This window comes from Cellulosimicrobium sp. Marseille-Q8652, from assembly GCF_965112045.1.
In genome coordinates, this window is record NZ_CBCOPS010000001.1 from 276653 (window position 1) to 289286 (window position 12634).

General features: G+C 74.7%; 10 protein-coding genes and 1 pseudogene. 7 read left to right on the plus strand and 4 right to left on the minus strand.

Annotation, left to right across the window (positions count from 1 at the left end):
* The first annotated feature begins 7 nt into the window (after positions 1-7).
* The 7 genes and pseudogenes from ACWPWV_RS01210 (at position 8) to galK (ending at position 7919) form a co-directional block, all read left to right on the plus strand.
* On the plus strand, positions 8-1159 hold the full coding sequence (locus ACWPWV_RS01210) for an Mrp/NBP35 family ATP-binding protein (protein WP_454041181.1): 1152 nt from the start codon (positions 8-10) through the stop codon (positions 1157-1159).
* Between the two features lie 224 nt (positions 1160-1383).
* On the plus strand, positions 1384-2403 hold the full coding sequence (locus tag ACWPWV_RS01215) for a secretion protein HlyD (RefSeq protein ID WP_454041182.1): 1020 nt from the start codon (positions 1384-1386) through the stop codon (positions 2401-2403).
* On the plus strand, positions 2400-3296 hold the full coding sequence (locus tag ACWPWV_RS01220; protein ID WP_454041183.1) for an ABC transporter ATP-binding protein: 897 nt from the start codon (positions 2400-2402) through the stop codon (positions 3294-3296). Before ACWPWV_RS01215 ends, ACWPWV_RS01220 begins: the two co-directional genes overlap by 4 nt.
* A complete protein-coding gene (locus tag ACWPWV_RS01225; protein WP_454041184.1) occupies positions 3293-4495 on the plus strand; it encodes an ABC transporter permease in 1203 nt (400 codons plus the stop codon). Before ACWPWV_RS01220 ends, ACWPWV_RS01225 begins: the two co-directional genes overlap by 4 nt.
* An 85-nt stretch (positions 4496-4580) precedes the next feature.
* The gene (locus ACWPWV_RS01230; protein WP_454041185.1) at positions 4581-5354 is read left to right on the plus strand and encodes a DeoR/GlpR family DNA-binding transcription regulator; all 774 of its coding nucleotides are present in this window, start codon (positions 4581-4583) and stop codon (positions 5352-5354) included.
* 57 nt (positions 5355-5411) lie between these two features.
* Positions 5412-6614: pseudogene (gene galT, locus ACWPWV_RS01235) on the plus strand (galactose-1-phosphate uridylyltransferase); the annotation flags it as partial.
* Positions 6588-7919: a galactokinase gene (gene galK / locus ACWPWV_RS01240; protein WP_454042783.1), complete on the plus strand. Its 1332-nt coding sequence runs from the start codon at positions 6588-6590 to the stop codon at positions 7917-7919. The pseudogene galT and the gene galK, both read left to right, overlap by 27 nt.
* A 182-nt stretch (positions 7920-8101) precedes the next feature.
* On the opposite strand, the gene ACWPWV_RS01245 is transcribed toward galK, so the two are convergent.
* From ACWPWV_RS01245 to glyA, 4 genes are all read right to left on the minus strand, one after another.
* On the minus strand, positions 8102-8905 hold the full coding sequence (locus tag ACWPWV_RS01245; protein WP_454041186.1) for an exodeoxyribonuclease III: 804 nt from the start codon (positions 8903-8905) through the stop codon (positions 8102-8104).
* An 88-nt stretch (positions 8906-8993) separates the two neighbouring features.
* Positions 8994-10373 carry an MFS transporter gene (locus tag ACWPWV_RS01250; protein ID WP_454041187.1) on the minus strand — a complete coding sequence of 460 codons (1380 nt, stop codon included), beginning with the start codon at positions 10371-10373 and terminating at the stop codon, positions 8994-8996.
* A 24-nt stretch (positions 10374-10397) separates the two neighbouring features.
* Positions 10398-11279: a bifunctional methylenetetrahydrofolate dehydrogenase/methenyltetrahydrofolate cyclohydrolase gene (locus tag ACWPWV_RS01255; RefSeq protein ID WP_454041188.1), complete on the minus strand. Its 882-nt coding sequence runs from the start codon at positions 11277-11279 to the stop codon at positions 10398-10400.
* Positions 11276-12577, minus strand: a complete 1302-nt coding sequence (gene glyA / locus ACWPWV_RS01260; RefSeq protein ID WP_454041189.1) for a serine hydroxymethyltransferase — start codon at positions 12575-12577, stop codon at positions 11276-11278. The genes ACWPWV_RS01255 and glyA overlap by 4 nt, the downstream gene beginning before the upstream one ends.
* Positions 12578-12634: the final 57 nt, after the last annotated feature.

The window sequence follows — 12634 nt, forward strand, 5'->3', positions numbered from 1 at the left end:
TGGACCCATGCCCGACGCCCCCGCCGCCCCGCTCGAGGACGCGGTCCGCGCCGCCCTCGCGACCGTCCTCGACCCGGAGATCCGTCGACCCGTCACGGACCTGGGGATGGTCCGCTCGGTCGACGCGCGGGAGGACCCGGGCCTGGGGACGGTCGTCACCGTCGGCGTGGACCTCACCGTCGCGACGTGCCCGATGCGCGACACGCTCGTGCGCGACGTCGACGCCGCCGTGCGCGCCGTCGACGGCGTCGCCGACGTGCGCGTCGACCTGGGCGTGATGAGCGCCGAGCAGCGCGCGGAGCTGCGCACGAAGCTGCGGGGCGGGGTCGGCGAGCCCGTGATCCCGTTCGCCCAGCCCGACTCCCTCACGCAGGTCTACGCGATCGCGTCGGGCAAGGGTGGCGTCGGCAAGTCGTCCGTGACGGCCAACCTCGCGGTCGCGCTCGCGGCGGACGGCCTGTCGGTCGGCGTCGTCGACGCGGACATCTACGGCTTCTCGATCCCGCGCATGCTCGGGGTCGACCGGCAGCCCACGCGCGTCGACTCGATGCTCCTGCCGCCCGTCGCCCACGGCGTGAAGGTCGTCTCGATCGGCATGTTCGTCCCCGCGGGACAGCCGGTCGTGTGGCGCGGGCCGATGCTGCACCGCGCCCTGCAGCAGTTCCTCGCCGACGTGTACTGGGGCGACCTCGACGTGCTCCTGCTCGACCTGCCGCCCGGCACGGGCGACATCGCCATCTCCGTCGCACAGCTCCTGCCGGGCAGCGAGATCGTCGTGGTGACGACGCCGCAGGTCGCCGCCGCGGAGGTCGCCGAGCGCGCGGGCTCCGTCGCGACGCAGACGCAGCAGGGCGTGGTCGGCGTGGTGGAGAACATGTCGTGGCTCGAGCAGCCGGACGGGTCGCGGCTCGAGCTCTTCGGGTCCGGTGGCGGCGAGCGCGTCGCGCGCAACCTGTCGCGCGCCGTCGGCTCCGACGTCCCCCTGCTCGGCCAGGTGCCGCTCGACGTGTCGCTGCGCGAGGCGGGCGACGGCGGTGTCCCCGTCGTGCTCTCCGACCCGGGTTCCGCGGCGGCCGTCGCGCTGCGCGACGTCGCCCGCGGTCTCGCCCGGCGCCCGCGCGGCCTCGCCGGTCGCCGGCTGGGTGTCTCGGTCGTCTGACCCGCCCCGGGCGCCCGACGGTCGGTCCGGTCGGCGCGCCACGCGATCGAGCATCTTCCCCGCGCGCCAGGGGGCGGCCCCGTGCGCACGCTCCCGCGACGGATCTCCGCCCGAGGGATGAGGACGGCGCACCCAGGACCGCCCTAGCCTCGGGCCGGGCCGTCGTCGTGGCGCCCCGCCCGCTCCGCCGTCCCTGGCCGTCCCGTCCTCACAGGAGCCCGCTCGTGGGTATCACCCGCCGGTTCGTCTTCCCCGCCCTCCGACTCCTCGTGTGGGGGGTCATCGCCGTCTCCCTCGCCGTCATCGCGTTCCGCTCCGCCCCCGAGCCCCCGCCCGACCCGGCGTCGCCCTCGGCGCAGCTGGTCGAGCCGCAGGTCGCCGTCGCGACGGGCGACATCGTCAACACCGTGACCGTCACGGGGCAGATCGTCGCCGACCCCGCGACCACGCAGAAGGTGACGCAGCGCGGGACGGTCACCGCGTTGCACGCGAAGCCCGGCGACGTCGTCGCCGCCGGGGCACCGCTGCTCGAGGTGACGCTCACCGAGCCCCAGGAGCCCTTCGAGCAGACCGACCCCGAGACCGGCGAGGTCACCGTCACGGAGCGCCGGCCCAAGGTCACGCGCGAGACCGTCACCGCGACGACCGCCGGGACCGTCGCGACGTACACGGCGCTCGTCGACCAGGAGGTCGCCGTCGGGGACGACTTCGCGACGATCTCCCCGGGCACGCTCTCCGCCACCGGCTCCCTCCTGGCCGACCAGCAGTTCCGCCTCCTGCAGATCCCCACCGAGGCCACGGTCACCGTGACCGGCGGACCGGCCCCGTTCACGTGCGCCGGCCTGCGCATGGGCGCCGCCGCCTCGGGCCCCGACGCCGCGGACGACGCCGCGGCGGAGCAGGCCGCGCCGGGAGGGTCCGCGTCGGTCACGTGCGCCGTCCCGGGAGACGTGACGGTGTTCGCCGGGCTCGCCGCCCAGCTCGAGATCACCGCCGGCTCGGCGGAGGACGCGCTCGTCCTGCCCGTGACCGCGGTCCTCGGCAGGGTCGAGCAGGGCAAGGTGTGGGTGCTCGGCGAGGAGGGCGAGCCGGAGGAGCGGGCCGTCCGCCTCGGCCTGACCGACGGAGCACAGGTCCAGATCGTCGAGGGCCTCGCGGAGGGTGACGAGGTGCTCGAGTTCGTCCCGGGGCAGGACGTGGACGCCGTCGAGGGCGGCGCGACCGGCGAGGCCTACGTCGGATGAGCCTCCTCGAGCTCCACGGGGTGACGCGCTCCGTCCTGCTGCCCGACGACCGGGTCCTTCAGATCCTGCGCGGCGTCGACCTCACGGTCGACGCCGGTGAGCACGTGTCGGTCGTCGGGCGATCCGGCACCGGCAAGTCCACGCTCCTCAACCTCCTGGGCCTGCTGGACTCCCCGACCGAGGGCGACCTCCTGCTCGACGGTGTCCCCGTCGGCCGGCTGTCCGGCCGCGCCCGGGCACGGCGGCGCGGCGCCGACTTCGGCTTCGTGTTCCAGCAGTTCAACCTGCTGCAGGGCCGCACGGCCCTCGAGAACGTGGTCGCGCCGCTGCTCTACGCGCGCGGGCGCCAGTTCTGGCGCCGCCGCACCCTGGCCGGCGAGATGCTCGAGCGCGTCGGGCTCGGCGACCGGCTCGACACCCGACCGGAGAAGCTGTCGGGCGGCGAGCAGCAGCGCGTCGCCATCGCGCGCGCCCTCGTCCGCGTCCCGCGGGTCATCCTCGCCGACGAGCCGACCGGAGCGCTCGACGTGGACACGGGCACCGAGGTCATGGACCTCCTGGACACGATCGCGCGCGAGAACGGGTCGGCGCTCGTCACCATCACGCACGACCTCGCGGTCGCCTCGCGAGCCTCCCGCCAGTTCCGCCTCGCCGACGGCGTGCTCACGCCCATCGTCATCAGCGCCCGCAGCGCCGGGTCGCTCGGCGCGCTCGCGGCGCTGCCCGACGGCGAGGCGCGCGGCCGCGTGGACGACCCGGTCGGCGCCACCTCCGTCGACGGCTCCTCGGTCGGCGACCCGGTCGACCGGACCGACGACGACCACCAGGCCGAGCACGTCGCCCGTCCCCTGCTCGTCGAGAGCGCCGGGGCCCGGGGCGGTGACGCCGCATGACCGGGATCGTCGGCGCCGTCATCGAGGCCTGGGAGGAGCTGCGGGTGCACCGGCTGCGGGTGCTGCTCGCGCTCGTCGGCGTCGCCGTCGCCGTGTGCGCCATCACGACGATCTCCGCGGCGGGAGCGATGCTGCGTCAGGTGTCCGCCGAGACCACCGAGCGCGACGGCGGGCGCCCCGCCTCGCTCAACGTCTCCGCGTGGCCCATGGGCGCCGAGCAGCCGTCTCCCGACGAGTACGTGGCGGTGTTCGACGAGGTCGTCGAGCGCTATCAGGTCGAGCACACCTCGCTGCGGACGTCGAGCCCCGCGACCATGCGCTTCCCCGACGGGGCGCTGGAGGTGTGGACCAACGGCGTCGAGCCGGGGTGGGCCCTCATGCACCGGTTCGAGGTGGAGTCCGGCCGCTGGCTCACGGCGGCCGACGAGGACCGCCTGTCCCCCGCGCTCGTCGTGAACCAGACGTTCCTCGACGCGTTGGGAGGCGTCCGGGTCGCCGACCACCCCACCGTCACCATCGGTGGCGACAACCCGGTGGTGGCGACCGTCGTCGGGTCCTACCCGGACCCCTGGCCGGGCATGCAGCCCGAGGCCTACGTGCTGGTCAGCGCGCAGGCGCGGTGGGCGACGCCCGAGTCGCTCATGACGAGCGGGCCGCCGTCGCTCGAGCTGTGGGTCCCGCCCGACCTCGCGGACCCGCTCACGGAGGCGATCCGGCGCGACGTCGCCGCGGCGATCCCGGGGACGCAGGTCGAGGTCTACCGCATGGACTCCCCCGCCTACGACGTCATCGACGGCGCGATCCGATGGGTGGTGGTCGGCGTGAGCGCGATCGCTCTCCTGCTCGGCGGGCTCGGGCTCGTGAACATCGGCCTCGTCACCGTGCGCTACCGCATCCGCGAGATCGGCATCCGCCGCAGCTTCGGGGCCAGCTCCGGCCGCGTGTTCTTCTCCGTGCTCATGGAGAGCGTCGTCGCGACGCTCGTCGCGGGCGTGGTGGGGGTGAGCGTCGCCGTCGTGGCACTGCACAACGTCCCGATCGACGAGCTCATGGGGTCGGCCGTGCAGGACCGCCCCGCGTTCCCCGTGTCGGCCGCGGTCACGGGACTGCTCGCCGCGGCCGCCGTCGGGGCGGTCGCCGGGCTGGTCCCGGCGCTCGTGGCCGTCCGGGTCAAGGTGATCGACGCGATCCGCTACTGAGAGCCTCTCGCTGTCGGCACCCTTCAGTGTTCAATCATGTTGGATCGTGTTGGATTTATCCAGCCGCCTGGACAATACTGTCGACATGCTCGCCTCACAGCGCCACGAACGGATCCTCGCGGAGGTCCGCGCGAGCGGTGCCGTCCGGATCGGCGACCTCACCCGGGACCTCGGCGTCTCGGACATGACGATCCGGCGCGACCTGCTCGAGCTGGCGGACCAGGGCCTGGTCCGCAAGGTGCACGGCGGCGCGGTGGCGCCGCACACCACCTCGCACGAGCCCGGGTTCGCGGCGAAGCGCACCCGTGAGGCGAGCGAGAAGCAGGCGATCGCCGAGGCCGCCGCCCGCCTCGTCGCACCGGGTTCGTCGATCGCGCTGAGCGCCGGCACGACGACGCACCTCCTCGCCGCGCAGATCGCGGCCTCGCCCGCTCTGCGCCCTCTCACCGTCGTGACGAACTCGCTGCCCGTCGCCGAGACGCTGCACCGCGCGGGCGACCCGCGGCTCGAGGCGATCCTCACGGGCGGTTCCCGCACGCCGTCGGACGCGCTCGTCGGGCCGCTCGCCGAGGCGGCGCTCGCCGGGCTGCGCGTGGACCAGACGTTCCTCGGCACGCACGGCATCGACCCGGACGTCGGGCTGACCACCCCCAACCTCGACGAGGCGGCGACGAACCGCGCCCTCATCGACGCCGCGGGGCGCACCGTGGTCCTCGCCGACCACACGAAGTGGCACACGACCGGGCTGCGGGTCTTCGCGTCGTTCGCCGACGTCGACGTGCTCGTCACCGACTCCGCGCTCCCCGCCGGCGAGCAGGACCGGGTGCGCGACCTCGTCGAGCAGCTCGTCCTCGCCTGAACCCACCCGGTACACCGGCACCCCGACCCCGCACCACCGACGGAAGCCCTCGCACCCATGAACCAGCACCTGCGCCGCACGGCGACGCACCTCGCCGACGGCCGCGACCTCGTCTACTTCGACGACTCGCCCGAGTACGTCTCCGGTGAGCGCACGCGCCGTCTCGACGACCCGCGCCCCCTCCCCGACCGCTTCGCCCCGGTCCCCGGACCGGACGGCGTCGCGCACCCGTACACGGGCCCGGAGATGCGGCTCGACCCGCTGACGGGCGACTGGATCCCCCTGGCGGCGCACCGGATGAACCGCACGTTCCTCCCGGCCGCGGACTCGTGCCCGCTCTGTCCCGCGCGCCCCGGCAGCGCCTACTCCGACGGCGAGATCCCCGACACCGACTACGACGTCGCGGTGTTCGAGAACCGCTTCCCGTCGCTCCAGCGTGTCCCGGGAATCGGTGACGAGCGGGTCCAGGACGCACCCCTGCAGGTCCACGGCCCGGCGGCCGGCCGCTGCGAGGTGGTGTGCTTCTCGAGCGACCACCACACGTCGTTCGGGGCGCTGCCCCCGCAGCGCGTCCGCACGATCATCGACGCGTGGGCCGACCGCACCGCGGCCCTCGGCCAGATCCCGGGCGTCGAGCAGGTCTTCTGCTTCGAGAACCGCGGCCAGGAGATCGGCGTCACGCTCCACCACCCGCACGGGCAGATCTACGGCTACCCGTACGTCACCCCGCGCACGCGGGCACTGCTCACCCAGGCCCGCGCCCACCACGAGCGCACGGGCCGCAACCTGCTGCGGGACGTCCTCGACTCCGAGCTCGCCGACGGGCGCCGCGTCGTCCTCGAGACCGAGCACTGGGTCGCCTACGTGCCGTACGCGGCGAAGTGGCCCGTCGAGGTGCACCTCGCACCGCGTCGCGACGTGCCCGACCTGCCCGCGCTGACCGACGCCGAGCGCGACGACCTCGCGACGACGTACCTCGAGCTCCTGCGCCGGCTCGACCGGTTCTTCGAGACCGCCGACGGGGACCCGATCCCCCTCCCGTACATCGCCGCCTGGCACCAGGCGCCCGCGCACGAGGGACGCTCCGTCGCCGACGGCGGCACGGACGAGGTCACGCTGACGCGCCTGCACCTGCAGGTCTTCTCGGTGCTGCGCGCCCCCGGCAAGCTCAAGTACCTCGCAGGCTCCGAGTCCGGCATGGGCGCGTGGATCAGCGACACCACACCCGAGCGGATCGCGGCCCGGCTCCAGGAGCTCGCGCCCGCCGGCGCGGCGCGCGGCTGGGTCCCCGCCTGGGAGCAGGACGCGGGCGCCGCCCGCGCGCGCACGGTGTTCGCCGACGCGTTCGGCACGGGTGACGACGTCGACGGCGAGGGTGAGCGCGACGGGCTGCAGGTGTGGAGCGCGCCCGGCCGGGTCAACCTCATCGGCGAGCACACGGACTACAACGCCGGCCTGTGCCTGCCCATCGCGCTGCCGCACCGCACGTACGTCGCCCTGCGCCCGCGCACCGACGGCCTCGTGCGCCTCGCGTCCGCGCAGGCGCCGGGCGAGGTCTGGGAGATGTCGCTCGACGACGTCGCGCCCGGGACGGTCGCCGGCTGGGGCGCGTACGTCGCCGGCGTCGCCTGGGCGCTGCGCGAGCACCTCGCCGCGGCCGGAGCGGACCCCGCGGTGGTCCCGGGCTTCGACGCCGCGGTCGACTCGTGCGTGCCGTTCGGGGCGGGGCTGTCGTCGTCGGCCGCGCTCGAGTGCGCGGTCGCCGTCGCGCTCGACGACGTCGCAGGGCTCGGTCTCAGGACGTCCGACGCCGGCCGCGCGACCCTCGCGGCGGCCTGCGTCCGCGCGGAGAACGAGATCGCGGGGGCCCCGACCGGGGGCATGGACCAGTCCGCGTCGCTGCGCGCCCGGACCGGTCACGCCCTGCTGCTCGACTGCCGGCCCGGTCTCGACCCCACGGAGTCCGCGGAGCAGGAGCCGTTCGACCTGGAGGCCGCGGGTCTCGCCGTCCTCGTCATGGACACGCGCGCCGAGCACCAGCTCGTCGACGGTCAGTACGCCCAGCGACGCGACACGTGCGAGGCCGCCGCGCAGAGCCTGGGGCTGACGTCCCTGCGCGAGCTCGCCGACGCCGCGACGGCGTCCGACGACCCGGCCGGCACGCTCGACGTCGCGCTCGACAAGCTGCCCGACGACGTCTCCCGCCGCCGGGTGCGCCACGTCGTCACCGAGATCGGCCGGGTCCGCGACCTCGTCGCACTCCTGCAGGAGGGTCGCGTCGACGAGATCGGACCGCTCATGAACGCGTCGCACGCGTCGCTGCGCGACGACTACGAGGTCTCGAGCGTCGAGCTCGACGTCGCCGTCGAGGCCGCACGCGTCGCCGGCGCCCTGGGCGCTCGGATGACCGGCGGCGGATTCGGCGGCTCGGCGATCGCGCTCGTCGCGGCCGACCGTGCCGAGGCCGTCGCCGACGCCGTGCGTGCCGCGTTCGAGCGCGAGGGCTTCGGAGCCCCCGGCTTCCTCCTCGCCGTCCCCTCGGCACCGGCCGACGCCGTCGCCTGAGGAGCCTGCGAGGGGGCGCTCAGGGCCGCAGGTGTCCTCCGAGGAGGGCGATCAGGGCCGGAGGGGCGGCCGTGCCGGGTCGTGGCGGGTCTGGCGGGAGCGCCGTGAGGAACGAGCGGCGCGGATGGTAGACCCGGCACGGCCGCCCCGCAGTGCCCTGAGCGCCCGGGGACGCCGAGTGGTCAGAGGTCGTACGTCACGACGACCGGCGCGTGGTCGCTCCAGCGCTCCTCGTGGGACGGCGCGCGGTCGACCTCGACCTTGACGGTGCGCTCGGCGAGCGCGGGGGTCGCGAGCTGGTAGTCGATGCGCCAGCCCGAGTCGTTGTCGAACGCACGGCCGCGCCACGACCACCACGTGAACGGTCCGGGGCCGTCACCGCCGTGCACGCGGCCGAGGTCGACGAGACCGATCTCGTCGAGCCACGTGTCGACGTACGCGCGCTCCTCGGGCAGGAAGCCCGCGCTCTTGAGGTTGCCCTTCCAGTTCTTGATGTCGGCGTTGCGGTGGGCGATGTTGAGGTCGCCCGCGAGGACGGCGCGGCGGCCGTCGGCGGCGAGCTCGCGAAGGCGCGCGGTGACCCGGTCGAGGTAGGCGTACTTCTGGGTCATCGTCTCGGGCTGGGAGACGGTGCCGGAGTGGATGTAGGCGCTGACGACCGTGAGCGTCGAACCGTCGGGCAGGTCGAGGTCCGCCTCGACCCAGCGACCCGTGTCGACGGGCGCCTCGGGCCCCTCGGCGCCGAGGCCGACGCGCACCGCGTGCACCGGCAGGCGCGACGCGATGGCCACGCCGGCGCGGCCCTTGATGTCGCACGCCTGGTGCGCGACGTGCCAGCCGTCGAGCAGCTCGTGGACGACGGAGTCGGGGGCGCGCACCTCCTGCAGGAGCAGGACGTCGGGGGTCCGGGACGCGATCCAGGCGTCCATCCCTCGGCGGACGGCGGCGCGGATGCCGTTGACGTTGGCGGTGGCGACGGTGAGCAAGCGGAGGTCCTTCCTCGACGACGGGGCGCGCGCGGTCGCGATCGCCCGCGGCACCGGGACATCCCATCACGGACCGCCCACGGCGCGGTCAGCGTGCGAGCGTGGCCCCGCTCACGTCGGCGGCCGCGGCCACCGGCCGGAACCGGCCGGCGAGCACCGCGGACACGGCTGCGAGGACGGCGAGGACGGCGAACCCGACGCGGAGCTGGTCCGCGGTCGCGAAGACCCCGGTGAGCACGCCGCCGAGCACGGCCCCGACGTACGTGAAGACGTTGAGCCGTGCGACGGCACGGTCCGTCACGGACTCCACGGTGCCGTCGGGTGGGGCGTCGGCCGTCCCGGGGGAGACCGCCCCGCGCGCACGATCTCCCGCCGCTGCGACTGCTTCGCGCGCACGGTCGCCCGCCGCCGAGAACGCGAGCGGTGCGACGACGCCCAGTCCGAGCCCCGTCACCGCGAGGCCGAGCACCGCGACCGGCCAGCCCGGGGCGGCGGCGACCGCGAGGAACCCCAGCGCTCCGAGCGCGCCGCCCCACCGCACGACCCGCACGCGGCCCAGCCGCCCGACGAGCCGGTCTCCGGTGAGCCGCGACACGATGAGGGTCGCCTGGTACGCGGCGTACCCGAGCGGCGCGACGACGGCGCTGGCCGCGAGCACGTCGCGCAGGAAGGTGGCGCTCCAGCTGGAGATCGCCGAGTCCGCGACGGGGAACGCGACCATCGCGACCCCGAGCAGCGCGATCGTCCCGGCGGCCACGCGCGCACCTGGCGCTGCCACGCCGTCCTCGCTCTCCAGGGCGTCCGGCACCGGAACCGTCGTCGACGCGTCGCGCGCGGTGCGGGACACCTCGGGCGACGCCGTCCGCACTCCCGCGGGCGCGCCGTCGGGCAGCGCACCGCGACCGGGCACGAGGCGCGGCGAGAGAACGACCGCTGCCACCGCCACGACGACCGCGACGAGCGGCAGCGCGACCGGCTGTCCCAGCCCGACGAGCGCCGCGCCCGACACAGCGAGCGCGCCGAGCACGCCGCCTGCTGCGTTGCCCGCGTAGAACGAGGCGAGCAGGCTGCGACCGTAGGCCCGCTCGACGTCGATGCCCTGCATGTTCATGGCCGCGTCGACGGACCCGAGCGCGAGGCCGTACACGGCGAGCGCCGCGAAGAAGAGCGGCCAGGCGGGCGCCGCGCCGGCGCCGGCGATACCGAGCGCCGCCAGCAGGAGCCCGCCCACCACGACGACCCGCGACCCGCGCCGGGCCGACACCACGCCCGAGAGCGCGCTGCCCAGCCCGGCGCACACGCACACGCCGAGCACGACGAGCGTGACGACGTCGTCCCCCATCCCCAGGCGGTCCTTGTACCCGGGGATGCTCGTGAGGACGACGGCGAACCCCGCGCCCTGGACCGCGTACGCGGCGGTGACGGCGGCCCGGGTGCGGCGGGTCGGTGGCGCGGCGGCGCTGCTCATGGGCGCACCCTAGCGCCCCCGCGATCAGGCGAAGGACCGCTCCGCGGTGTCGACGACGTTGGCGAGGAGCATCGCGCGCGTCATGGGGCCGACCCCGCCCGGGTTGGGCGAGAGCCAGCCCGCGACGTCGGCGACGCCGGGGTCGACGTCGCCCCGCAGCCGCGCCCTGCCCGTCTCGGGCTCGACGACGCGGCTCACGCCGACGTCGAGCACGACGGCGCCCCGCTTGACGTGGGCGGGCTTGACGAAGCCCGCGACGCCGGCGGCCGCGACGATGACGTCGGCACCCTGCAGGTGCGCCGCGAGGTCGCGCGTCCCCGTGTGCGTGAGCGTCACGGTCGCGTTGATCTCGCGCCGGGTGAGGAGCAGGCCGATCGAGCGGCCCACCGTGGTGCCACGGCCGACCACGACGACGTCCTTGCCCGCGAGGTCGATGCCGTGCCGACGCACGAGCTCGATGATCCCGGCGGGCGTGCACGGCAGCGGCGAGGTGACGGCCTCGTTGACGCGCAGCACGAGACGACCGAGGTTCGTCGGGTGCAGGCCGTCGGCGTCCTTGTCCGGGTCGATCCGCTCGAGCACCGCGTTGGTGTCGATCCCTCGCGGGAGCGGGAGCTGGACGATGTAGCCCGTGCACGCCGGGTCGGCGTTGAGGCGGTCGATCGCCGCCTCGACGTCGGCCTGGGTCGCGTCGGCGGGCAGATCCTCGCGGATCGACTCGATGCCGACCTCGGCGCAGTCTCGGTGCTTGCCCGCGACGTAGGACATCGAGCCGGGGTCCTCGCCCACGAGGACCGTCCCCAGTCCGGGGACGACGCCGCGGTCGCGCAGCGCGGCGACGCGCGAGCGCAGCTCGGACTTGATCGTGGCGGCGGTGGCCTTGCCGTCGAGGATCTGCGCGGTCACTGCTGCAGCTCCGGGTAGAGCGGGAAGTCGGCCGTGAGCGCCTCGACGCGGCGGCGCAGGGCCTCGACGTCGGCCGCCGAGCCCTCGCGCAGCGTGGTCGCGATGATCTCCGCGACCTCGGTGAACTCGGTGTCGCCGAAGCCGCGCGTCGCGAGCGCGGGCGTGCCGATGCGCAGGCCGGACGTGACGCGCGGGGGGCGCGGGTCGAACGGCACGGCGTTGCGGTTCACGGTGATGCCGACCTCGTGCAGGAGGTCCTCGGCCTGCTGGCCGTCGAGCGCGCTGTGGCGCAGGTCGACGAGCACGAGGTGGACGTCCGTGCCGCCGGTGAGGACGGACACGCCGGCCTCGGCGACATCGGCCTGGGCGAGGCGGTCGGCGATGATGCTCGCGCCGCGCAGCGTGCGCTCCTGGCGGTCCTTGAAGTCGTCGGACGCGGCGATCTTGAACGACACGGCCTTCGCCGCGACGACGTGCATGAGCGGGCCGCCCTGCTGGCCCGGGAACACCGCGGAGTCGATCTTCTTGGCGTACTCCTCCTTGCTCAGGATGAAGCCGGAGCGCGGACCGCCGATCGTCTTGTGCACGGTGGAGGACACGACGTCCGCGAACGGCACCGGGGACGGGTGCAGGCCCGCGGCGACGAGGCCCGCGAAGTGCGCCATGTCGACCCAGAGCTTGGCGCCGACCTCGTCCGCGATCTCGCGGAAGGCCGCGAAGTCGAGGTGGCGGGGGTACGCGGACCAGCCGCCGATGATGACGTCCGGGCGGGTCTCGAGCGCCTGCTTGCGCACCTCGTCCATCTCGATGCGGTACGACTGCGGGTCCACGCCGTACGCGGCGACGTCGTAGAGCTTGCCGGAGAAGTTGATCTTCATGCCGTGCGTGAGGTGGCCGCCGTGGGCCAGCTCGAGGCCGAGGATCTTGTCGCCCTTGTTGATGAGGGCGTGCAGCACGGCGGCGTTCGCGGTGGCGCCGGAGTGCGGCTGGACGTTCGCGTGCTCGGCGCCGAAGAGCGCCTTCGCGCGGGCGATCGCGAGGTTCTCGGCGATGTCGACCTGCTCGCAGCCGCCGTAGTACCGGCGGCCCGGGTAGCCCTCCGCGTACTTGTTCGTGAGGACCGAGCCCTGCGCCTGCAGGACGGCGCGCGGGACGAAGTTCTCCGACGCGATCATCTCGAGCGTGTCGCGCTGGCGCGCGAGCTCGCCGTCGAGGACCGCGGCGATCTCCGGGTCGAGCTCGGCGAGCGGGGTGTTCAGGACGTCCTGCGACGGGCGGTCAACGGGCTGGGCGCTCATGGCGTCTCCTCGCGGTCTGGGCAGCGGGTTTCGTCGGTGGAGATGCTGGACGGTTCC